This window comes from Streptococcus oralis subsp. oralis, from assembly GCF_002096455.1.
Taxonomy (GTDB): Bacteria; Bacillota; Bacilli; order Lactobacillales; family Streptococcaceae; genus Streptococcus; species Streptococcus oralis_CY.
Genome location: NZ_NCUL01000003.1, coordinates 16,632 through 39,172 on the forward strand (window position 1 = coordinate 16,632; position 22,541 = coordinate 39,172).

A 22,541-nucleotide genomic window follows, 5' to 3' on the forward strand; every position below is an offset into this window, starting at 1 on the left:
TTTCCATTTTTTCGTTACTATTATTATATCACAAAAAGTTAAGTCAGAAAAATGCTACCACTTAAGGAGCCTGGCTAATCGGAAAGATAAAGGAGGAAGACTCATGGCTAAAGGATTCGCTAAAGGTCTTGTAACAGGTGTCGCAGGAACTGTCGCTGCCGTTGCAGGTGCAGTATACGCAATTAAAAAGAAAGTGATTGAGCCAGAAGAGCAAAAAGCAGCTTTCATCGAAGAAAACCGTAAAAAAGCAGCTCGCCGTCGCGTATCACATTAAGCAACAAAAGAAGTTGGGGATAAACTTAATTTGAGGAGAATGCCCAATAAATATTTCCACAATAAAACACATAGTATCAGGTATTCAAAAAACTGATACTATGTGTTTTTTGATTTCGACGACTTTTAACCCATACTTTATAATTAAAAAGTAGAAATCGAATTGATAAATAAAGTATGAATCTATATTACGAAAGTTAGACAGAAAATTTCATGATTGAGGTGTAAATTAAATATGTTTGCTACTATTCTTTACTTATATTATTCATAAAAAGGCAATATTGAATCTATTAAATTTACAATATCAGATTTTGTAATAACGTATATATACACAATGATGTTAACTGTCATCCAAATGCAAACAATTCGCGTACTAATAATTTTACAAATGAACGAGACATACTTTCCTCTTTTTATTGATTGTCACTGAGACAAATTAATTACTTTGTCGTATTGTGCAAGTGTCTCCTCATCATAATGGTGGATTACCTCAACCAAGGTTTGTGGAAGGGTTAATAAGATATTTGAAATTTGTTTTGAATTCACTTTATCAAGATTGGCTTTAACCTCGTCTGCCAAAATCAGATCACTATTATGATACAAACTGCGAGCGATTTCTATACGTTGCTTTTCCCCACCAGAAAGATGATTTCCATAAAGAAGATGTCCCTTTAAAAATTCTAGATTTACTCGATTAAGAATCAGGTCCATCTTTATATTATCCATCGACTCTCCAAGGGTAATATTCTCCTCAAGTGATAAACCATCAAAAATATAGGAATCTTGTAAAATATAAGAAGCTGATTTGGCAACTTGCTCTTGATTTAAGATCTGACCAGCATAAGTCACCTTCCCCAAATCTGGAGATAGTTGCCCATAGATGAGGTTAAGTAAGGTTGACTTACCACAACCACTTGCACCTATTAGAGCAATTTTTTCTCCTTTTTTAATTTCAAATGATAGATTTTCAAAAAGTATATTATCTTCAAAACTTAAACTGACGCAATCAACTAAGATAGGAAAAAGTGATGTTGAAGACAGGTCATCTGTTTGTATAATCGCATCTTGAAGTAGAAAATCATAACGATTCCTAAGCTGCTTGCTTGATTTATAGGTATTGATAAAATATGACAATTCATTGAATTGATAGCCTATGTTATGAGATACTAGATAAATTGCAACAAAACTAGCTCCTGACAAATAATTATAATAAGTCATTATACCACCGATAATGATGGGAACTACCGAACAAAATGCGTCAATACTATTAATGAGAATATTATTAATCGTACGTTGTTGTTCATAACGAATGTCCTGATCAATTCTCTTCGACAAGGCTCTTCTGAAAAGAGAATAGAAGAAATCCATAGCACCGTAATTTTTAATCACACTCTCTCCACCAATGATATTCGTTGTCTGAGACAAGTACTCCTGATTCGACGTCGCTTTTTCCTCAGAAATAAGGGCTAATTTTTTACTACCTATACCACTACAGAGTGCAGGCATAGAGTAAAAAAAGATAAATATCCAGCCCAACCAAAAATTTGTTGTCAATGCATATACAATGGAAACTATTGTAAAACCAACTGAGGAAATAATAATGACTGCTGGTTCGAGATAAGACGTTTCTAATTGTTTGACATCGTTTTCAAGATTGGATAGGATATCCTCTTTTTTACTATTTTTATTATATAGAAAATGCTCAAACAATTTATATTTCATGATCCAAGTGAAATCTGCTACTAACTTGGCATAATAATACCTTTTCCCAGCCAATCCAATAAGAATAAATAAATTACCAATTATACCTACAGTAAGGGCTATCCATAAATCATCCAGAATCTTCTTCTCAAAACTGGCTATAATCATCGATACCAAGGTTGGTGTGATGATAGCCTCTAACCACGTAATAGCAATGAAAATAAAATAGAGCACCAAATGTTTTTTTGTGATGAACTTTTTAAGCATATCTAATGAACCTTTCAAAATTGTTAACTAATTTTGTTAAACGCTCTTTATCCTTACTCAATTCAATAATTTTATAAATACAGTATTCCATTAAATCTTGTTTTTTACACTCAATAAATTTTCCTTCTTCAGAAATAATTGATGAATAGCCATCAATCATATTTGCGACACATTCCATGCACATTCCTCTACACCAACAATCTTTACACTTAGAAAAGTTATCCTTATTATTGAATTGTGTAACTTTATCACTGCTATGGGTCCCCCAAAATCTAAAGCAAGATTTAGTTGATCCATCAACATCAAATGTTATTGTTGTTTCTGGATCAATATCATCACAAAACGATTCTATCTTACTTTTAAAAATCATTGAAAGTAGCACATCATAAACAATCGGGCTAATGTAGTTTTTAACATTATTATTGATAATATCTTCGAATGACTGATCGATAAATGTTTTTCTATTTTCTTCAGTCATTTCCATTTCTTTAACTATTAGAATTTTATTTTTGCTAAATACATTATTGATATTAAATCTAACACCCATATCAGTAAAATATCTATAGATATCCCCTTTTTGAAATCCAAGTATTTGATGCATCCGCGTGTAAGTAGAAGCGACTTCAAAATTTTCGTAATCTATTTCTTTTAAATACTGAATAAAATTCAATGTTCGTCTATGACTTCCCTTGCCTCTTAACTTATCGTGAATCAATTGTGGGCCATCAAGGCTAACTGTTAAAAAAGGATGATAATTGTTAATCATCATTTCAACTTTCTTATTTAGGATGGTACCATTTGTCACAGTTTCAATTTTTTGAATCTCAATATTTTTAGATAGCTTTTCAATAATATAAACAAACAAATCAATATTTAAAAACGGCTCGCCTCCAAAAAGGATTAATCTCTTTATACATTGAATTCTGCGAGAGACTAGCTGATCAATAATTTTATCTGCTGTATCAATATTCATCAGTTGATTCATCATTCCGTAATTACCACCATCAGCATAGCAGTATGTACATGAAAGATTACAGTTATTTGAAATATTGATTACTACTTTTTTTAAAATACTATAATCGTTTTCTTTTTTGATATTATTATTCAAATCATCTATTGAAGTTGATAAAGTAAAGGTTTCAGAATTAAAATAAAGAGTATCAGATTCTGTAATAAATGCTTTTAACATAATTATTCCCCCTATATAACATAGAGAGGGAATAAAAATCCCTCTCACAATAAAAATAAGATAGTCGTTACCGACCTCCACCACAAGAATGACTAGGGCCGCAATCATGAATAACATAGGCTGATTTATTGGCTAGTAATTCTTCCAAATCGATAATTTTGAGATTATCCATTTTATTGTCCTCCTTTATTTGATGATATGATTATATCATTCAATAGTTCAGTCACAATTTCTTTCCCATATCTGCTTGACGACTGTCCTCCCCTAAAACTTTTTTTAAATGTCCTTCATAAATCTTTGCTAAGTGGTTACTGCCTGCTAATTTTATTGCTCCAATACATTTTTTCATTTCAATAATTGCAATCTTATTTCCGTTTTTTTGATAGCGATAAAGGTTTTGAGCATAGAGAAAAATGAGTCTTTCATAAATTTCTGTCTCGATAAAAAAGCATTGTTTCAATTGTTTTTCAAAATACAAAGCATCCATAAACTTTTTCTTTTCAATACAGGTAATATAAGCATTAAGCAACATGGTTGAAATCAGGCGTCGATTAATAGGAATTTCTTTATAAAAATCTGATCGTCTAGACATTTCTCTTGCTAAAACCATAAAAACATCATGTTTTAGAACATCCAAAGTATTCATGAAAATCAACAATTCATAATATCCCCAATATTCAACACCAAATAGATAATCGGTTAAATCATCCAAATCTGTTTCATTATAGTATTTTTCTCCCGATAAATCCTGAAGGCGAATTTTAACTAAAATGGTATTTATATGATGAAATTTCTCTCGTTTTCCTTCATTTTCCATTTGAGATATCAACAATCTCTTCATCCCTTCAATGTCGCGAGTCGTTACACATTTCCTAACCTGAGCTAATAGTTCATTTAGTTCATCACGATGAAAATCATGAACGGCATACATAAATTCATCAATTGGCATGTTAATTTCATTTAGAATATGTATAAACTTTGAAATGGTTAAATCCGTTTCTCCTTTTTCGAAACGTGAAAGCTGAGATGTTGATATACCAGCCTTCGTGAGATCCTTTAACCGCAATCCTCTTGATTCTCTAAACTTTTTAAAAATTTCTCCAAAATTTTTCATTCTGAACCTCCATCACGCATATATGGGAATATATTTTATTCACCCCAATAATAACATATAATAAAAAAAAACAAAAGTGAGGATTACACATGAAAAAACAAAAAATATTACCACTCCTACTCTTTTTACTAGAAGGAATTATTATTATCGGAGTTGGATAATCTTAATTTCTAAGGAGAGTTTTGCCTAGACTGCTCATCGATAAGTACTGCTGAGCGCCGGCTTATAGTTTGGAGGCAGGTAATGTACGTAACAGTCAGGTATTGCCTGCCCTCTTTAGCTAGATAGAAAACATCAAACTTTCTTACATTATCGCGAATTCCAGTTACAAAACTCCCATTAAACTTAAGTTCTTACTGAATTAAGACATCACTCCTATCTCTCCTTACACTCGTCCTAACAGACAGAAGGATATGCTTAGTCCGAAAAAGTTTAACTATAGTCAGCACAATGACTCCTATACCTGTCTTAAAAAGGCTTTTCGCTAGACCACTACAGTTGACGAAAAGCCTGCTTTTGCAGATTATAAATTTGAACTTTATCCTCATAAATTACAACATAAGAAAACACCTCATAAGTTAGATTTTTCTGTCTAACTTATGAGGTGTTAGTCATAGAAGGATATTTACATTTTTCTTAAATAGCCAAATCAAACTTCAGCTGCGGCTTGACCGGATTATAGTCAACCAACTCAAAGTCCTCGGCTTTGATATCAAAGAAATTGGTCCCATCTGGCACATTCAAGACCAAACGAGGTTGGCAATTTGACGGTTCACGACCAAGCAACTCCTCTGCTTGTTCAAACTGATTATCATAGATATGGAGATTGTTGATAAAGTAGAAGAACTTCCCAACCTTCCATCCAAAATGCTTGGCAATCATCATCTGCAAGGCTACGTACTGCATAGCGTTAATGTGGTGTGCCACCAACATATCATTCGAACGCTGAGTCAAGGTCGCATCCAGATAGATGTCCCCATCAACGCGACGAACATCAAACATGGTCTGAAAGGCGCATGGAAGAAGACCATCTGTCTCCTCAAAAGCCTCATAATCCCAGAGCGAGATGATATTGCGACGATTCCAAGGGTTGGCTTCCAACTGTTTGAGAATTTTATTGATGATGTCGTGTTTCTTAACAACTGCCCCATAGCGCTCACCGATAGTTCCCGTATCTCCCACTTCCCAGTCATTCCAGTAGTGAACATTGTACTTGTCATTGAGCACTTCTAGGCTATTAGACTGGTCTTGGTAAATCCATAGAACTTCCTTGATGGCGGATTTGATTGCAATGGGTCGCAGGGTTGTGATGGGAAATTCCCCTTTTGCCAAGTCATACTCTGCAAAAGCACCAGTCACATACTTAGAGTTAGCAACTGTTCCGTCCTTGTACTTAGGACGTGCTTGTTCAGAAAAGACGCCGTCTTTGAGGATTCGTTCAATATTCTCTTTAAAAATCGTATCAGCTTTTGTCATTTACTCTCACCTCATTTATTGTCCTAACTAGTATAGCATAAAAAAAGAAAGGAGGAAAATCACTAGCTTTAAAGTAGTGTTTTTCCCCTTTTTATTATCTTATTGCAATACAAGTGATGCTGCTCCGATAACTCCAGCGTCATTTCCTAGAGTTGCAAGAGCTAGTTTAGTTGTTGTGCGTACTTGTGGGAAGGTATTTTCGTCGTAAACCTTTTGAACACCTTGTAGAAGGAATTCTCCCGCAGCGGACACCCCACCACCGATAACGATTGTTGATGGGTTGAGGATTGATCCGATGTTAGCACATGCGATTCCCAAGTAACGTGAGAAGTTACGGTAAACGATCAAGGCAAGGTCATCTCCTTCTTTTGCAAGGTCAAAAACAGTTTTGGCTGTTACTTCTTCACCGTCATCTATCAAGCGTTTCAAGGCCGCATCGCCTTCGTATTCATCTGCATAGCGACGAGTCAAGTTGACAATCCCTGTTGCAGAAGCAACTGTCTCAAGACAGCCTTTTTTACCACAGGTACATGCGATTGGTTGGTCAAAGTCAACAGTGATATGGCCAAGCTCTCCTGCTGCACCAGCAACACCATGAAGCAATTTGCCTTCTGCCACGATACCACCACCAACACCGGTACCAAGTGTCATAAAGACAACGTCTGGTTGGTTGTCACCAGCACCCATCCAGCGCTCACCAAGAGCAGCTACATTGGCATCATTATCAATGAAGAATGAAATCCCCAAGGCTTTTTCAATCTTTTCTTTAATCGGTTGAAGGGTTTTCCAGTTGAGGTTGTAGGCACCGATAACAGTCCCTTTTTCACGGTCAACCACACCAGGTGATCCCATTCCAATACCTCGGAAATCCGTAGCTGACAATCCAAGCAAGTCCAAACGATGCTGAATAGACTCAATCATATCATCTACAATATGGCTTCCTTCGTCCAAAATATTGGTCTTAATAGACCATTTTTCTTGGATTTCTCCCTCTTGAGTTAAAATTGCGAACTTGACAGATGTTCCACCAAGGTCAATCCCAATAATCTTTTGACTCATCGTCTTCTCCTTTTTAATTGAAAATGCTTACAGACATAGTATAACAAAATCGTCTCTTTTGTGCAAAGGTTTGCAGGCTACAAGCCAAAATTAAAACATCTCATTTGCTTCACTATTTGTAAAAATTAGTCACCTAAATGTTGAATGGCATAGTTTGCTTCTTCTTTGGTAAATTTGTCAATACTAGGAGAAGTTAGCCAGTCATAAATTTTCGTTTTTGAGAAATTGTTATGTTTTCGGTATTGTCTTGCTTTAGCTAAGGCATTTGCCTTATAGTCTGCTTGCAAATGATTGATAGCATATTGTGCAGTGTCACTATTAAAACCTTCAAAAATTAACATCTCATAAATTCTTTTTTTTGACAAATGAATCTCATTATAACCTTGTGCTCTCTTTAAAGCTGCTGAGTATGGATTCCCGGCTGCTGGTTTTGGTTGCCACACACCATCGTATCCTACATAGTAACGACCACCATCTACCCATTTGTCCCTAGCCATTTTACCATCTGATTCAACATAATAACGGCCACCATCTACCCATTCATTCTTGGCTAACTTTCCATCTGATTTATAATAATAGTATCCTACCCATTTATTGCGAGGATAGCTGCCTTCTGATGGTAGATTAAGTTTTTGAATAGCATAGTTGGCTTCTTCTTTGGTAAATTTGTCAATACTAGGAGAAGTTAGCCAGTCATAAATTTTCGTTTTTGAGAAATTGCTATTTTTTCGGTATCCTATTGCTTTAGCTAAGGCATTCGCCTTATAGTCTGCTTGCAAATGATTGATAGCATATTGTGCAGTGTCACTATTAAAACCTTCAAAAATTAACATCTCATAAATTCTTTTTTTTGACAAATGAATCTCATTATAACCTTGTGCTCTCTTTAAAGCTGCTGAGTATGGATTCCCGGCTGCTGGTTTTGGTTGCCACACACCATCGTATCCTACATAGTAACGACCACCATCTACCCATTTGTCCTTAGCCATTTTACCGTCTGATTCAACATAATAACGACCGCCGTCTACCCATTCATTCTTGGCCATCTTACCATCTGATTTGAGATAATATCTACCTACCCATTTGTTGCGAGCGTAGCTGCCTTCTGCTGTTAGATAATAATATGAACCATAGTTTTTATCATAAATCCAGTCACTTTTAACCTTTTTTCCATCAGAATCAACATAATAACGACCACCATCTACCCATTCATTTTTAGCTCTCTTTCCATCTGATTTGAGGTAGTAATTTCCTACCCAGCCAGACTGAACTTTAGATTGTGATTTATCCTGTTTAGGAGTTGTTTCTTTAGTTTTTTCAGCCGGTTTTGGTGCTGGTGTTTTTGGTTTATCAGCAGGTTTTTGTGCTGGTGTTTTTGGTTTCTCAGCTGGTTTTGATGCTGGTGTTTTCGGTTTCTCAGCAGGTTTTTGTGCTGGCGTTTTCGGTTTCTCAGCTGGTTTTGGTGCTGGTGTTTTCGGTTTCTCAGCAGGTTTTTGTGCTGGCGTTTTCGGTTTCTCAGCTGGTTTTGGTGCTGGCGTTTTCGGTTTCTCAGCTGGTTTTGGTGCTGGCTTTGGCGCTGGTTTTGGTTGCCACACACCATCGTCTCCTACATAATAACGACCACCATCTACCCATTCATTTTTGGCCATCTTACCATCTGATTTTAGATAGTAATTTCCTACCCATGCGTTTCGAGCGTAGCTACCTTCTGCGGTTAGATAATAATAGGATCCATAGTTTTTATCATAAATCCACTCAGCTTTAGCCATCTTACCATCTGATTTTAGATAGTAATTGCCTACCCATGTGTTGCGAGCGTAGCTGCCTTCTCCTGTTAAATAATAGTATGACCCATAGTTATTGTCATAAATCCATTCATTTTTAGCTCTCTTCCCATTTGATTTGAGATAGTAATTACCTACCCATGCGTTTAGAGCGTAGCTACCTTCTGCGGTTAGATAATAATAGGATCCATAGTTTTTATCATAAATCCATTCACTCTTAGCCATTTTACCATCTGATTTAAGATAGTAATTGCCTACCCAAGCATTTTGGACATAGTTTCCCGAAGCATTTAGATAGAAATAAGAATTAGCTTTTTTATCAAAAATCCACTTATTAGTAACTTTAGTACCATTTTCATAGTACGATGAGCCTACCCAACCAGACTGAGCTGTAGATTTGGACTTATCCTCTTTAGGACTTGTATTTTTAGGTTTCTCAGCAGGTTTTGGTGCTGGTTTTGGTGCTGGCTTTGGCGCTGGTTTCGGCGCTGGTTTTGGTTCTGGTTTTGGTTCTGGTTTCGGTGCTGGTGTTTTTGGTTTCTCAGCAGGTTTTTGCGCTGGTGTTTTTGATTTCTCAGCTTGATTTGACGCCGAAGTTGTATTCTCTTTTACAACCTTACCATTTTTAGATGCATCCTTTTCTTGAGCAGAAACATGCTGAGCCGAAAAAGGAAAGTCTCCAGTTGTATCTGATAATGCAATAAGTCCCAGTGTTGCAGTTGCTAAGCTGGTTACTAAAATTTTTTTTGATTTTTTCATAAAAATCTCCATTGTTTTAATGATTTATACCTATAGTATACCATATACTTAATTTTTTTTACATTCAAATAATAACTATTTATGAAAGCCCTATTTTAGAATGAAGTGCAACACAAAAGACATGTTCATCTGATATACTAGAGTTGCGAAAAACAGTATAAAGGAAGATGAACATGTCCACTAATTATTCTCATACAAGCACTTATCTGAAGCTGAGCGAGTAGAAATTGAAGCTTATTTAAACGTAGGATTCAAACCTGCTGAGTTTGCTCGTAAACTGGGGGAAACTGCTCTACTATTACTCGTAAAATGAATCGTGGTTCCATAACACAAGTGAAATAAGTCAATGGGCAGAAGATCTATTACTTACACCATTATGCAGATGCTACCCATAACCGTTATCAGTATGCTAGAGAAGCCAGCTATTATTTGAAACTGGATCGTTTATCGGACGACTTTCTGAAAGAATTTACAGAACTAATGGGAGAGAAACCAACGGGACATAGCATAGATGCCTTTGTTCACACCTATAAACTCCAACCTCTTTTTGAAATTGGAAAATTCATTCTGTTCTGAGTGAAAAGACAATAGGAGAACCTTCTATTTTGAACTTGGCTATAGTCCGCAAAAAAAGCTGTTTGAGCTCACTCAAACAGCTTTAAAGATACTCTCTTAATTAGAGGAACAACTTTGTTGCACTTGACTTATCAATCAGTGTTAAAATAGTTATTCTAAATAATTAGTCACCCAAATGTTGAATGGCATAGTTAGCTTCTTCTTCAGTAAATTCTTCACCATAAGGCGAAACCAACTGATCGTATATTGCATCTTTCGATTTATTAAATTGTTTTTGGTAAATTTTAGCCTTTGCTAAGGCATTTGCCTTATAGTCTGCATTCAAATGATCGATGGCATATTGTGCGGCATCACTTGTAAATTTTTCTCCATATTGAGAAGTCAATTGTTTGTACAAACGCTTCTTAGACATATTTGCCCACGAATTGTAATTTTTTGCTTTCTCAAGAGCATTTGCATAGTCTGTTTTAGTCTGGTTAGAGCTGGACTGGCTAACTGACTGATTTTGCCATAAGCCATCAGAACCTACAAAGTAACGTCCACCATCAACCCATTCATTCTTGGCCATCTTACCATCGGACTTGAGATAGTAATTTCCTTGCCAACTGCTTTTAGCATATGATCCGTCAGATTTGAGATAATACCAGCCTTGGTAGCCTCCATCATAAATCCACTCGCTTTTAGCCATCTTACCATCGGACTTGAGATAATAATTTCCTTGCCAACTGCTTTTAGCATATGATCCATCAGATTTGAGGTAATACCAGCCTTGGTAGCCTCCATCATAAATCCACTCGCTTTTAGCCATCTTACCATCGGACTTGAGATAGTAATTTCCTTGCCAACTGTTTTTTGCATAAGTACCATCTGATTTGAGGTAATACCAGCCTTGGTAACCTCCATCATACACCCACTCGCTACTAGCCATCTTACCATTTGACTTGAGATAATAATTACCTTGCCAGCTGTTTTTTGCATAAGTACCATCTGATTTGAGGTAATACCAGCCTTGGTAGACGTTGTCATAAAGCCATTCATTTTTAGCCATCTTGCCATCGGACTTGAGATAGTAATTTCCTTGCCAGCTGTTTGTAACATATGATCCGTCGGATTTGAGGTAATACCAAGCACCGTCACGATTCACCCAACCACTAGTTGTTCGACTAGATTGAGAATGAGATTGACGTGGTTTAAAAACACCTCGAGGGGCTTTTGAGCGTTCACAGGCAACTCCGTCACCATCTTTGTCTAGTCTAGAAGAATATCCAGGCTCTCCTCTATGAATATCAGAGTAGCCATTTTGCCATGCTTCTGTGCAACTAGAAAAGTGAATTGTATCATTAGCAAAAGTCGGTTGAGCAAGTATTGTCAAAACAGATAAACTAGCTAGACTAGTTTTTAAAAGAAAAGTTTTTTTCATCATTTCCTCCTTTAAAAGGACATCGTTTTCTTTTTATTTTATCAAACTTAATTCAACAATTCAAATTATTTAACATATTTATCATGTTGTTTTTAAATTTAAAGAATCATTTAGGATTCACTTCCAACTCATACAAACCTCTGACTGCGTTACAGCCATAGATAGCTTCTGCTTGGTTCAAGTCTGCCAAAGTCAGAACTTTTTCCTCTACCTGTCCTCTTTCCAGCAAATGCTGGCGGTAAATTCCTGGCAAAATCCCTAGACTGATAGGCGGTGTGTAGAGCTTACCATTAATTTTTAAGACCAGATTTCCAATAGAGGTTTCTAATAGCTCTCCTACCACATTATGGTAAATGATTTCCTGTTCCCCTAAGCTCAAGTGCGGTCTGTGAGTGGTTTTGAAGTAGGTAAATGATTGATTCAAATCTGCTTCTTGCAGACAAAGTTTGGCTTTGCAGAAACTTGGACTGAGGGGTGCTAAGATTTGGCGACTGAGTTCTATCTCTCCAGATTTGCTGAGACCAATTCGCAAACGGTAGTCTTGGTGGAAATCACAAGCTTGGCACTCTTCCTCTATCTTTTGTCTCAGTTTTTTTGGATCAAGAGGATAGGCAAAATAACGGCTCGCCTTTGTCAGTCTTTCCAGATGTTGATCTTCAAACAGCAGGCTCTTCTGGCTGACTCTTCCTGTAGAAATCAATTTGAAACGAGCTTGTTTACGATAGAGAACAGCCGCCTTTTGATGAACTTCACGGTATTCAGACTCCCAGGTGCTATCCCAAGTAATCCCTCCGCCAACCCCATAGATGGCTTGGCCCTTGTGAAGTTGAATGGTCCGAATGGCGACATTAAAAATCCGTCGTCCATTTGGAAGCAAGAGACCAATCGTTCCACAGTAAACTCCTCTGGGTTGTAGCTCCAAGTCCTTGATGATCTCCATAGTCGCAATTTTGGGAGCTCCCGTTATGGATCCACAAGGAAAGAGAGAGCGAAAAATGGCAACCAAGTCCACATCCGGTCGTAACTGACTCTTAATGGTCGACGTCATCTGCCAAACGGTTGAATACTGCTCCACTTGGCACAGACGCTCCACGTGCTCACTCCCCACCTCAGAAATACGGTTCATATCGTTGCGCAAGAGATCTACAATCATCATATTCTCTGAGCGATTTTTAGGATCCTGTTCTAGCCAACTAGCCTGTTCTAAATCTTCTTGGTTAGTCACTCCCCGCTGGGTTGTTCCCTTCATTGGGCGAGTCGTTAATTCCCGGTCATTTTGCTCAAAAAAGAGCTCTGGGCTCATGGAAATCACTGCCATCTCGTCATGTTCCACATAGGCATTGTAGCCCGCCTCCTGCTCTACCACCATACGATTGTAGATGGCAAAAGGATTGTCACTTAAGTCCTGCTTGAGTTGGACGGTGTAGTTGACCTGATAGGTGTCTCCCTGACGCAAATGATGGTGAATCTGGGCAATAGCCTTTTCATAGTTTGCTTCAGACGTTACTTCCTGCCACTTTGAAGGCAGATCTACTTCCTCATAAGTCAGAGGAATAGGGGATGTTTCCACCCTATCGTGAACGGTAAAGTAAAGCAAATACTCGCCCAGTAGAGGAAGCTTGTGAACTGCTAGTTTTTCCTCAAAAGCAGGTGCAGCCTCATAGCTGACATAGCCCACCACATAATATCCCTGTTCTTGGTAGCTCTCCACCTGTGCCAGCAAGTCCGCTACTTCTGATAAGTCTCTCGTTTTTAACTCTTTGATCGGCTGGGTAAAAGTGTATCTCTCCCCCAAAGCCCTAAAATCAATCACTGTTTTTCTATGCATATCTTAAGTATAGCACAAAAAAGCCGACCTAGAACAGCTAAATCCAGCTTTGTTTACTGATTTCTATAACGAAAAAAATTCTCTACTTTACTTTTTCTACTTTTGGCAATTTTCCTTCAGATGGCGTCCCTTCTTCTTGTAAAAACTGATCTTATTTGGAGCACTTTACACAAAAATTCAACAAAAAAAGAACAGAGGAAGTCCTGGTATCTATACCATTTTTCCTCTGTCTTTTACTTTTCTTCTGTTACTACAGAATAAGTTCACGACTTTCTGATAGAATCTTGTGGATAGTGCGCACGCGCACCTCCGATTAATTTGGGACGACTAGCTAGAGCCGTTACGTGGGCGTGCCCAATCTCTCTCAAAAGAGGGCGAATCGGAACCTGAACATGCTTGACATGCATGCCGATTGCAGTATCTCCGATATCCAATCCAGCATGGGCCTTGATAAATTCAACCTCAACAGGATCCTGCATAAACTTGAAGGCTGCCAACTGACCCGAACCTCCTGCATGAAGTGTAGGAAGGACACTAACAATCTCCAAACCAAACTGCTCTGCCACCTGACGTTCAACAACGAGAGCTCGATTGACATGTTCACAACCTTGAACAGCTAGATGAATTCCTTTATCCTCTAGGATAGCTAGAATGGTTTTCACAATGATTTCCCCAATTTCTTGACTGGATTCCTTGCCAATCTGACCACCTATCACCTCACTAGAAGAAAGGCCCAAAACAAAGATAGCTCCTTGCTTTAAATTGGCCTTTTCTAATACATCTTCTACAATCTGGCTTGTTGCTCTTTGAATGTCTTTTTCCTTCATACTTGATACCTCTTTTGTCACTATCTATCATATCTTTTTTTACTGATTTTATCAAGGCCAACTAATCATTCTGAATTTTAAAAGCAAAACTCCCAGAATAGACTGGGAGTTAGCTAATTACTATTTTATTAATGTATATTTCAACTATCGTCCCTTTTGAAGGTACAGAATTGATCTTCATCTGGTAATTGTCTCCAAAATGAAGTTTGAGGCGTTGATCAACGTTTTGCAAACCAACTCCCCCACGTTTGAGCTGACTTTGACTGCTATCACCAGGATTTTGGAAACCAACACCATCATCCTTAATACGGATGACAAGCCCTGTATCCTGTCTCTGAACAGAAACTTTAATATGGCCCTGGCCTTCCTTCTCCTTGATGCCATGGTAAAGAGCATTTTCTACAAGAGGTTGCAACACCAACTTGGGTAAGACTAGGTTACCAAAAGCAGGATCTTCAGCAATCTCATACTCCAGCTTATCACCATAGCGTTGTTTCTGGATAAAGAGGTACTGGCGGACATGATTGATTTCATCAGAAAGAGAAATCAAATCCTTTCCTTGATTGAGCGCCAAGCGGAAATAGGTTGCCAAGGACTTGGTCACCTGAACCACTCGCTGACTATCCTGAAACTCAGCCATCCAGATGATAGTGTCCAAAGTATTATAGAGGAAATGGGGGTTAATCTGGCTCGACAGTGCTTGAAGTTCATACTGCCGGGTTGCTTCTTCCTGCCTGCGCACATCTGCCATCAACTGATCAATCTGATCCAACATGGCATTGAACTGACGAGTCACTTCTCTCAGTTCATAGGCATCAGCTTCCTTGGCACGAAGATTCTGAGCACCAGAAGCAATTTCCAGCATGGTTTCTCTAAGTTCCTTCAAAGGGGCAATCCAGCGTTTGAGACTGAACCACACCAAGCAGAGACAGGCAAGAAGAGATAAGGCACTAGCACCAAGCAAGGTCCACATGAGTTGACTCCGAACCTGGTCTAACTTCTCCAACGAAGACACGCCTATAACCGTCCAATCAGTTCCTGCAATCTGTTCCTGACTGACGTAGGATTGATGGTCTAGCGTATAGCCCTGCCCCGTCTCGATGTAGGGTTTCATAGCCTCCATTTCACTTGCTGAGCTATAGACAGTACGTTTAGGATGGTAGACAAATTCATGGTTTTCATTGATGATAAAGGCAAAACCCTGCTGGCCCAACTGGAGCTGGTTGAGATAGGCTTCCAGAGTTTCGTAGGAAATATCCAAACGAAGCACACCAAGATTGGCTCCCTTTGCATCAACAAGTTCTTGAGTGACAGAAATGACCCATTGACTATCTGATTTACGAGCCGGGGTCAAAACTGGCTTAGCTCCCTGATGAATGGCCTTTTGGTACCAATCCTCAGCCATCATATCAGAGGAGGTTTTCATCTGCACACTATCATCTGTAGAAATAACCTGACCGGATTTGGTGACCAGTACCACCGTTTTCAAGTCCTGGTCTGCCTTTAAGATGGTCAAAAACAGATCTCGGATTTCCTTTACCTTGTCTTGACTGGGATTCTCAGCATAGGCTAGGACATCTGCCTGCTGGGTCAAACTTGTCGAGGTGGTTTCTAATTTTTTGATATAAGACTGAATAAAGTGGCTAGTCTGGCTAATGGTCGTTTGGCTATTGCCCTCAATAGTGGTCTCAATAGCTGATGAACTAGATTGATAATAGAAAGTCCCAACCAGAGCTAGGAGAATGAGAAAGACCAGAAAGATGGAAATAACCATTCTGACTAAAAGAGAAGAACGCTTCATCGACCTTCTCCCTTCTTAAACTGACGAGGGGTCACACCTGCAATCTGTTTAAAACGTTGGGTAAAATAGTTCATATCTTCAAAGCCAACCTTTTCGGCTATCTGGTAAATCTTTAAATCCGTGGTCAGAAGCAAGAGCTTGGCTTGTTTAACACGTTCTCGCACCAAATAATCCTGAAAAGGCAGGCCCAACTCTTTCTTAATTAAGGAACTCAAATAAGTCGGACTAAAACCTAGGTCACTGGCCAAAGACTTCAAACTAAACTGACTGTCAGCCAGATGAGACTGGATTTTCTGGGCCAGATTTCCCTCAAACTTATCAGTTAATAAATCTTGTAACTGCTCTTCCTTTTCTTCCTTGTCTAGTTTTTGCTTGATTTTCCCCAACATTTCCTCAATATCCTGACGCGAAAAGGGTTTGAGCAAGTAGTCATCTACACCGAGTTTGACGGCAGATAAGGCATAATCAAAATCATCGTAACCTGTCAAAAAAACTAGGTGAACCTGAGGATAGGTTTCTCGGACCAGCCTGGCCAACTGGATGCCATTTAGCTGAGGCATATTGATATCGGTTAAAATGATATCCGGCACCTGTTGTTGAATCAAGTCCCAAGCCTGTCTTCCATTTTCAGCCTGACCGATGATTTCCATATCGTAGGCCGCTACATTAACCAGCTTGGTCAATCCTTGTCTTACCAGATACTCATCTTCTACGATTAAGATTGTGTAGGTCATGCTCTGCTCCTTTACCACTCACTAGTATCAGTATAGCAAAATTCTCCTCTAACTGCTTAGGAAAGACTTCTTAATCGACATAATCTAGTAAATAGGCATAACCTTTTTCTGACATTTGGTCTTTAGGAATAAAGCGGATAGAAAGGCTATTGATACAGTAGCGTAAGCCACCCTTGTCCTGAGGCCCATCTGTAAAGACGTGGCCAAGGTGAGAATCTCCAACTCGGCTCCGCACTTCCATGCGTGTCATATTGTAAGACTTATCTTCCTTGTAGGTAGCAACATCTGGGCTGATTGGTTGGGTGAAACTAGGCCAGCCACAACCAGACTCAAACTTGTCCTTTGATGAAAAGAGGGGTTCACCAGTTGCGACATCCACATAGATACCGGATTCAAATTTATCCCAGTAGCGGTTTGAAAAAGCTCGTTCTGTTTGATTTTTCTGGGTAACTGCATACTCCTCAGGTGACAAGGTCTTTTTCAATTCCTCATCACTTGGTTTAGGATATTTGCTGGCATCAATGACAGGGTAGGCCGCCTGATTGACATTGATATGACAGTAGCCATTTGGATTTTTCTTGAGGTAGTCTTGGTGATAATCCTCCGCCACCACAAAATTCTTCAAGTTTTCCTTTTCAACTGCCAGAGGTTGGTCGTATTTCTTAGCTACCTCATCAAAGACTTGGTTGATTACTTCCAAATCCTTGTCATCTGTGTAATAGACACCAGTACGGTACTGGGTCCCCACATCATTTCCCTGTTTATTTTTGCTGGTTGGATTAATGATGCGGAAGTAATGAAGCAGGATTTCTTTGAGAGAAATTTGATTAGCATCATAGGTAACATGAACAGTCTCCGCATGTCCTGTTTGGTTAATCAATTCGTACTTGGTTGTTTCCCCTCTACCATTTGCATAGCCTGAAACGGCATCTGTCACTCCAGGCACGCGTGAGAAGTATTCCTCCACTCCCCAGAAACAACCTCCAGCTAGATAAATTTCGTGCAAGTCTGCGTCTTTGCTCACTTCTGTTTTTTTCACTGTTTTTCCTCCTTGGCTAACTGATGCTTTCTCAATTTGCGAGCTATCTGTCTGCCCTGCATTTCGCATCAATAGAAAATAAAAACCGGTTAGGGCTAGGAGAATGACCCCTGCCAAGACAAACAATTTTACTTTATCGTTCATAGCCTTTCTCTACCCCATTTCCTTTAATGTTTTTAAAATCATATCCTTATCCATAAAACCTGGTTGCGTTTTGACCAGCTTTCCTTCCTTGTCTATAAAGGCTTGAGTTGGGTAAGAACGGACACCATAACTTTCCAAGAGTTTACCTGATGGATCAATTAAAACTGGAAAATTTTTATAATCCAATCCCTTATACCAGTTTTTAAAGTCTGCTTCAGATTGTTCCCCCTTGTGTCCAGGAGACACCACTGTCAAAACTACATAGTCATCACCAGCATCCTTAGCGATTTCATCCGTATCTGGAAGGCTGGCTAGACAGATGGAACACCAAGAAGCCCAGAATTTGAGATAAACTTTCTTGCCCTTGTAGTCAGATAAACGATAGGTCTTGCCATCTACACCTGTCAGTTCAAAATTAGCGACTTCCTGACCCTTAGTGGCAGTTTGTGAACTAACTTGTTCTGTTTTGGTTTGCTCCTTCATAGTAGACTCGTCTGCCATATTTTTAGCCGAACAGGCTGCCAAGCAACAGATTGAGCCTACTCCAAGGAGACATGTTTGCCATTTTTTCATTTCTTTTTCCTCTCTATTCAAATAATGTAGTCAAAATGGAAGCATTTCCCAAAAGCACCAAGATTCCCATCACGATAATGAGGAAACCACCCACTTTTTTGAGGGTCCCGAGATAAGGATGGAGTTTTCGGAAATGTTTCAAAACATAGCTGGAGGCGAGAGCTAGAACCAAAAATGGTAGTGCCAATCCCAGCGTGTAAACCAACATGAGACCAGCTCCCTGCCAAGCACCTGAGCCACCAGAAGCCGCCAAGGCTAAAACAGAGCCCAAAACCGGCCCTACACACGGCGTCCAAGCAAAACTAAAGGTCAACCCCAGTAAAAATGCTTGACTATAGCCGTTACCCTTTTGCCCCTGTCTCTTTAATTGTAGCCTTCTTTCCTTGTAGAGGCCCTGCAAATGTAGGACTTCCATCTGGTGTAAGCCCAAGAGAATGATAATCGCACCTGTCACATACTGAAACCAGGAAGTATAAAGCAAATTGCCTAAAAAACCAGCTCCATAACCCAGTAAGATAAAGATAAAAGAAATCCCCGCTATAAAGGCCAAAGTTCGCAATAAACTTACAACTGAGATTGAAAATTTTCCACTAGAAGCCTGTGCACCATCTTTGTCATCCAACAAGACCCCTGCATAGACTGGCAACAAGGGTAAAATACAAGGAGAAAAGAAGGAAAGAATTCCAGCAAGAAAAACACTGATAAAAAAGATTACATTGTCCATTGCCTTCCTCCATTCTTTGATTTGATAGGACTATTATAGCTCCAAAACTCCAGAAAAAACAGGGACAATGATAGGGAAAAATAGGAATTTAATCAGTTTATTCAGAAATCTGGCACAAAAAAAGCCAGACAAGGTCTGACTTTGGTAGAAACAGAAAAGAGAATCACCTGTCCTCCCTACTTATCTGGTAATAAATAAGGTCCGCAACGTAGTCTTTTCTCTCCACACCATTGGCAATGGTTTTTAGATAAGACATTCCCGCTTTTTCCATAACACGGCCTGAAGCTAGATTGAGACTAGCGTAACGAGCTCTGACTTTTTGAAAGCCTGCTTGAGTAAAACAAAAATCTAACACAGCTTTCAAGGCCTCTGTCATCATACCTCGGCCCCAATAGATTTTTCCTAAAACATAGCCAATTTCACAACTTAAATCTTCCTCGTGCATTTCAATGATGCTGATATCTCCTATCACATGCTCTGGGTTCTCTTTGAGACAAATGGCCCATTTGTAATAGTTGGGATTTGCATAGGAGGCAACCCAATTTCGAATCGAGTTTCGAGTTACCTCAACATCAGGATGAGGAGTCCAAGAGACATAGATTAGATTCTCAGCAGACGAAGCCCAATTTTGAAACATGGCTTCCGCATCACTCTCTACAAATCTTCTCAAGATTAAACGTTCAGTCTGTAACATTTGCGTACCGATTGCTTGCATAATGTTACCTCGCTTTCTATGCTTAAGGCTCAAGCTAAAAAGGTTCCCCGGGCCTTCCTCGCTTTCTCATTTCTAGGCTCAGGGTAAAAAGACTATACTTAGTAACAGCTAGAAAACAAGTTTTTCATCTAGTTACTTGACGCAGTCGCTGTCTGGTTTGAAATGCGCTTTACAAAGCTTTTTCAAACCTAGTCATCGTTGCGGGGGTGAGACAACGAAATCGAACTCTTCGAGTTACCGATTTCTGTCTCACTCCCAAAAGTCATCAAAGACGGTAATTGGTAGGTGGCGTTTGTGTTGACCTTTGTACCACCAGTTTTCGATAGTCGCTTGGGCTTCTGGGCTGATTATTTTGCCTTCGAGGTAGTCATCAATTTCATTGTAAGTGACTCCCAAGGCTACTTCGTCTGCAATACCTGGTTTGTCTTCTTCCAAATCCGCTGTTGGGATTTTTTCATAAAGGGCTGGGTCTGCACCAAGTTCCTTCAAGAGTTGTTTTCCTTGGCGTTTATTGAGGCGGTAAAGAGGGAGAATGTCTGCACCACCATCACCAAACTTAGTAAAGAAACCTGTGATATTTTCCGCAGCATGGTCTGTTCCAATGACGGCTCCGCTATGGGCACCCGCAAGGGCATATTGGGCAATCATACGACTACGAGCTTTAATATTGCCCTTGTTAAAGTCTGAAACAGGACTTCCTGTCGCTTCAACTGCATCTGTCATAGCATCAGCTGATTCCTTGATATTCACAACCAAGCTGACATCTGGCTGGATGAAAGCAAGAGCTTTTTGAGCATCTGCCTCATCTGCTTGCACGCCGTATGGCAGGCGGACAGCGATAAATTGGTAGCTGTCATCTCCTGTCTCTGCTCGCATTTCTTCCATAGCTAATTGCGCCAAACGCCCTGCCAAGGTTGAATCCTGACCCCCAGAAATCCCTAGTACAAAGGTTTTAAGGAAGGGATGTTTTTTCAAGTATCTTTTTAAGAAGTCAATCGAACGACGAATTTCTTCCTGGGCGTCAATCACTGGCTTGACACCCAGTTGCTGGATAATGGTCTCTTGCAAACTCATTCTTCTTCTCCTTCACCAAGGGCTTCCTTGCGCATCTTATCAATCAAGTCCATCTTATCTTGCCAAATATCACGCGCCAAGTCCACTGGATAGTGTTGCGGATTGAGAACCCGTTTATACTCATCCCATAGCTTGTCAAATTCCTTACGAGCATAGGCTTGAATCTCAGTTAAACTAGGCAAGTTGTAAACTAATGTTCCTTCTTTGAAAATATCCACCAAGAGAGGAACGGCATCAAAATTTCGAACGGTCTTTTTGATGTAGGTATAAGTTGGATGGAACATCTTGATTTCTGTCATGCCGCTCACATCCACACCATCATAAGTAATGTAGTCACCTTCTGACTTGCCTTTTTCACGACTGGTAATGCGCCATACTTGTTTCTTACCTGGTGTCGATACTTTTTCAGCATTGCTTGAAAGCTTGATGGTATTGCTCATCTTACCAGTTTCATCTTCGATAGCTACAATCTTATAAACTGCCCCAAGAGCTGGCTGGTCATAGGCCGTAATCAGCTTGGTACCCACCCCCCAGACATCAATCTTGGCGTGTTGCATTTTGAGGTTAAGGATGGTATTTTCATCGAGGTCATTGGAAGCGTAAATTTTGGCATCTGGATATCCAGCCTCATCTAACTGTTGGCGAACTTTCTTGGAAATATAGGCTATATCCCCTGAGTCGATACGAACGCCTTTAAAATTGATCTTATCACCTAACTCACGCGCCACCTGAATAGCAGCCGGCACACCGATACGCAAAGTGTCATAAGTATCTACTAGAAAGACACAGTCTCGATGGGTTGACGCATAGGCCTTAAAGGCCTTATAGTCGTTTCCATAAACCTGTACCAAGGCATGAGCATGAGTCCCCAATACTGGAATACCAAAGAGCTTCCCTGCTCGCACATTGCTAGTCCCGTTGGCCCCACCAATCACGGCTGCGCGTGTTCCCCAGATAGCTGCATCCATTTCTTGCGCACGACGTGTCCCGAATTCCATCAAGGGTTCATCTTCGATAACCGAACGAATACGTGCTGCCTTTGTCGCTATCAAGGTTTGAAAGTTAACGATGTTTAAGAGAGCCGTTTCGACCAACTGGCATTGGGCAAGAGGACCTTCCACCTGCACAATCGGTTCATTGGCAAAGACCAAGTCCCCTTCCTGGGCAGAACGAACCGTCAACTCCAACTTGAGATTGCGGAGGTAGTCTAAGAATGCCCCATGATAGCCAAGCGACTCCAAGTAGGCAATATCGCTATCTGAAAAGCGCAAGTCTTTAAGATAATGTACAATTCTTTCCAAACCAGCAAAAACCGCATAGCCGTTATTAAACGGTTGCTGGCGGAAGTAAACCTCAAAAACCGCCTTCTTATTGTGAATTCCTTGGTCAAAGTAAACTTGCATCATGTTAATCTGGTACAAGTCCGTGTGCAATGTCAAACTATCATCTGGATACATCTGTTTT

Annotated in this window: 19 protein-coding genes and 2 pseudogenes; 2 read left to right on the forward strand and 19 right to left on the reverse strand. The window is 39.5% G+C overall.

Translation table 11 applies throughout. From position 1 onward, the window contains the following. Nucleotides 1–103: 103 nt before the first annotated feature. Nucleotides 104–274 carry a DUF3042 family protein gene (locus tag B7720_RS00285; protein WP_001051782.1) on the forward strand — a complete coding sequence of 57 codons (171 nt, stop codon included), beginning with the start codon at nt 104–106 and terminating at the stop codon, nt 272–274. 422 nt (nt 275–696) lie between these two features. Here B7720_RS00285 and gggC read toward each other — a convergent pair whose 3' ends face one another. The 7 genes from gggC to B7720_RS00315 all read right to left on the reverse strand — a co-directional run bounded on the left by gggC (nt 697) and on the right by B7720_RS00315 (nt 9,622). After that, on the reverse strand, nt 697–2,241 hold the full coding sequence (gene gggC, locus B7720_RS00290; protein WP_000913380.1) for a streptosactin export ABC transporter GggC: 1,545 nt from the start codon (nt 2,239–2,241) through the stop codon (nt 697–699). Continuing rightward, on the reverse strand, nt 2,234–3,430 hold the full coding sequence (gggB, locus tag B7720_RS00295; RefSeq protein WP_081102494.1) for a streptosactin maturase GggB: 1,197 nt from the start codon (nt 3,428–3,430) through the stop codon (nt 2,234–2,236). Before gggB ends, gggC begins: the two co-directional genes overlap by 8 nt. A 67-nt stretch (nt 3,431–3,497) precedes the next feature. Beyond that, nucleotides 3,498–3,602, reverse strand: coding sequence for a streptosactin (gggA, locus tag B7720_RS09930; RefSeq protein WP_000369345.1), 105 nt, complete (start codon nt 3,600–3,602; stop codon nt 3,498–3,500). A 51-nt stretch (nt 3,603–3,653) separates the two neighbouring features. Beyond that, a complete protein-coding gene (locus B7720_RS00300; protein WP_061420652.1) occupies nt 3,654–4,544 on the reverse strand; it encodes a helix-turn-helix domain-containing protein in 891 nt (296 codons plus the stop codon). Between the two features lie 636 nt (nt 4,545–5,180). Then, nucleotides 5,181–6,020 (reverse strand): thymidylate synthase, encoded by an 840-nt coding sequence (locus B7720_RS00305; RefSeq protein WP_084855939.1) that lies wholly within the window; start codon nt 6,018–6,020, stop codon nt 5,181–5,183. 99 nt (nt 6,021–6,119) lie between these two features. Beyond that, on the reverse strand, nt 6,120–7,079 hold the full coding sequence (locus B7720_RS00310) for an ROK family glucokinase (protein WP_084855942.1): 960 nt from the start codon (nt 7,077–7,079) through the stop codon (nt 6,120–6,122). Between the two features lie 125 nt (nt 7,080–7,204). Next, nucleotides 7,205–9,622, reverse strand: a complete 2,418-nt coding sequence (locus B7720_RS00315) for an Ltp family lipoprotein (protein ID WP_084855943.1) — start codon at nt 9,620–9,622, stop codon at nt 7,205–7,207. Nucleotides 9,623–9,789: 167 nt separating this feature from the next. On the opposite strand from B7720_RS00315, the pseudogene B7720_RS00320 reads away from it, so the two are divergent. Then, nucleotides 9,790–10,162 (forward strand): annotated as a pseudogene (locus tag B7720_RS00320) (helix-turn-helix domain-containing protein); the annotation flags it as partial. 199 nt (nt 10,163–10,361) lie between these two features. On the opposite strand, the gene B7720_RS09935 reads toward B7720_RS00320, so the two are convergent. The 12 genes and pseudogenes from B7720_RS09935 to B7720_RS00375 form a co-directional block, all read right to left on the reverse strand. Further along, on the reverse strand, nt 10,362–10,523 hold the full coding sequence (locus tag B7720_RS09935) for an Ltp family lipoprotein (RefSeq protein WP_425608240.1): 162 nt from the start codon (nt 10,521–10,523) through the stop codon (nt 10,362–10,364). Nucleotides 10,524–10,532: 9 nt separating this feature from the next. Continuing rightward, nucleotides 10,533–11,618, reverse strand: a pseudogene (locus B7720_RS00325) (Ltp family lipoprotein); the annotation flags it as partial. A 106-nt stretch (nt 11,619–11,724) separates the two neighbouring features. Continuing rightward, nucleotides 11,725–13,446, reverse strand: a complete 1,722-nt coding sequence (gene pabB / locus B7720_RS00330; RefSeq protein WP_084855947.1) for an aminodeoxychorismate synthase component I — start codon at nt 13,444–13,446, stop codon at nt 11,725–11,727. 263 nt (nt 13,447–13,709) lie between these two features. Continuing rightward, on the reverse strand, nt 13,710–14,273 hold the full coding sequence (locus B7720_RS00335) for a TIGR01440 family protein (RefSeq protein ID WP_049489869.1): 564 nt from the start codon (nt 14,271–14,273) through the stop codon (nt 13,710–13,712). 109 nt (nt 14,274–14,382) lie between these two features. Continuing rightward, the gene (locus B7720_RS00340; protein WP_084855950.1) at nt 14,383–16,074 is read right to left on the reverse strand and encodes a cache domain-containing sensor histidine kinase; all 1,692 of its coding nucleotides are present in this window, start codon (nt 16,072–16,074) and stop codon (nt 14,383–14,385) included. Beyond that, entirely contained in the window at nt 16,071–16,808 is a 738-nt protein-coding gene (locus tag B7720_RS00345) for a response regulator transcription factor (protein ID WP_084855952.1), read from the reverse strand. Before B7720_RS00345 ends, B7720_RS00340 begins: the two co-directional genes overlap by 4 nt. A gap of 70 nt (nt 16,809–16,878) precedes the next feature. Next, entirely contained in the window at nt 16,879–17,991 is a 1,113-nt protein-coding gene (gene msrB, locus B7720_RS00350; RefSeq protein WP_084855954.1) for a peptide-methionine (R)-S-oxide reductase MsrB, read from the reverse strand. A gap of 9 nt (nt 17,992–18,000) precedes the next feature. After that, the gene (locus tag B7720_RS00355) at nt 18,001–18,564 is read right to left on the reverse strand and encodes a redoxin family protein (protein ID WP_084855956.1); all 564 of its coding nucleotides are present in this window, start codon (nt 18,562–18,564) and stop codon (nt 18,001–18,003) included. Between the two features lie 13 nt (nt 18,565–18,577). Next, nucleotides 18,578–19,288, reverse strand: a complete 711-nt coding sequence (gene ccdA2, locus B7720_RS00360) for a thiol-disulfide oxidoreductase-associated membrane protein CcdA2 (RefSeq protein WP_084855959.1) — start codon at nt 19,286–19,288, stop codon at nt 18,578–18,580. A 163-nt stretch (nt 19,289–19,451) separates the two neighbouring features. Then, a complete protein-coding gene (locus B7720_RS00365) occupies nt 19,452–20,003 on the reverse strand; it encodes a GNAT family N-acetyltransferase (RefSeq protein ID WP_084855961.1) in 552 nt (183 codons plus the stop codon). 249 nt (nt 20,004–20,252) lie between these two features. Then, the gene (nadE, locus tag B7720_RS00370) at nt 20,253–21,077 is read right to left on the reverse strand and encodes an ammonia-dependent NAD(+) synthetase (protein WP_084855964.1); all 825 of its coding nucleotides are present in this window, start codon (nt 21,075–21,077) and stop codon (nt 20,253–20,255) included. Beyond that, nucleotides 21,074–22,534, reverse strand: coding sequence for a nicotinate phosphoribosyltransferase (locus tag B7720_RS00375; RefSeq protein WP_084855966.1), 1,461 nt, complete (start codon nt 22,532–22,534; stop codon nt 21,074–21,076). The genes nadE and B7720_RS00375 overlap by 4 nt, the downstream gene beginning before the upstream one ends. Between the last annotated feature and the right edge of the window lie 7 nt (nt 22,535–22,541).

What these genes read in the sequence shown, in the direction of transcription:
- gggA (WP_000369345.1), bottom strand. Translation starts at nt 3,602, where the DNA reads ATGGATAATCTCAAAATTATCGATTTGGAAGAATTACTAGCCAATAAA.
- msrB (WP_084855954.1), bottom strand. Translation starts at nt 17,991, where the DNA reads ATGAACGATAAAGTAAAATTGTTTGTCTTGGCAGGGGTCATTCTCCTA.
- nadE (WP_084855964.1), bottom strand. Translation starts at nt 21,077, where the DNA reads ATGAGTTTGCAAGAGACCATTATCCAGCAACTGGGTGTCAAGCCAGTG.
- B7720_RS00300 (WP_061420652.1), bottom strand. Translation starts at nt 4,544, where the DNA reads ATGAAAAATTTTGGAGAAATTTTTAAAAAGTTTAGAGAATCAAGAGGA.
- pabB (WP_084855947.1), bottom strand. Translation starts at nt 13,446, where the DNA reads ATGCATAGAAAAACAGTGATTGATTTTAGGGCTTTGGGGGAGAGATAC.
- B7720_RS00310 (WP_084855942.1), bottom strand. Translation starts at nt 7,079, where the DNA reads ATGAGTCAAAAGATTATTGGGATTGACCTTGGTGGAACATCTGTCAAG.
- B7720_RS00335 (WP_049489869.1), bottom strand. Translation starts at nt 14,273, where the DNA reads ATGAAGGAAAAAGACATTCAAAGAGCAACAAGCCAGATTGTAGAAGAT.
- gggC (WP_000913380.1), bottom strand. Translation starts at nt 2,241, where the DNA reads ATGCTTAAAAAGTTCATCACAAAAAAACATTTGGTGCTCTATTTTATT.
- B7720_RS00345 (WP_084855952.1), bottom strand. Translation starts at nt 16,808, where the DNA reads ATGACCTACACAATCTTAATCGTAGAAGATGAGTATCTGGTAAGACAA.
- B7720_RS00340 (WP_084855950.1), bottom strand. Translation starts at nt 16,074, where the DNA reads ATGAAGCGTTCTTCTCTTTTAGTCAGAATGGTTATTTCCATCTTTCTG.
- B7720_RS00365 (WP_084855961.1), bottom strand. Translation starts at nt 20,003, where the DNA reads ATGCAAGCAATCGGTACGCAAATGTTACAGACTGAACGTTTAATCTTG.
- B7720_RS00315 (WP_084855943.1), bottom strand. Translation starts at nt 9,622, where the DNA reads ATGAAAAAATCAAAAAAAATTTTAGTAACCAGCTTAGCAACTGCAACA.
- gggB (WP_081102494.1), bottom strand. Translation starts at nt 3,430, where the DNA reads ATGTTAAAAGCATTTATTACAGAATCTGATACTCTTTATTTTAATTCT.
- B7720_RS00375 (WP_084855966.1), bottom strand. Translation starts at nt 22,534, where the DNA reads ATGTATCCAGATGATAGTTTGACATTGCACACGGACTTGTACCAGATT.
- B7720_RS00285 (WP_001051782.1), top strand. Translation starts at nt 104, where the DNA reads ATGGCTAAAGGATTCGCTAAAGGTCTTGTAACAGGTGTCGCAGGAACT.
- B7720_RS00305 (WP_084855939.1), bottom strand. Translation starts at nt 6,020, where the DNA reads ATGACAAAAGCTGATACGATTTTTAAAGAGAATATTGAACGAATCCTC.
- B7720_RS00355 (WP_084855956.1), bottom strand. Translation starts at nt 18,564, where the DNA reads ATGAAAAAATGGCAAACATGTCTCCTTGGAGTAGGCTCAATCTGTTGC.
- ccdA2 (WP_084855959.1), bottom strand. Translation starts at nt 19,288, where the DNA reads ATGGACAATGTAATCTTTTTTATCAGTGTTTTTCTTGCTGGAATTCTT.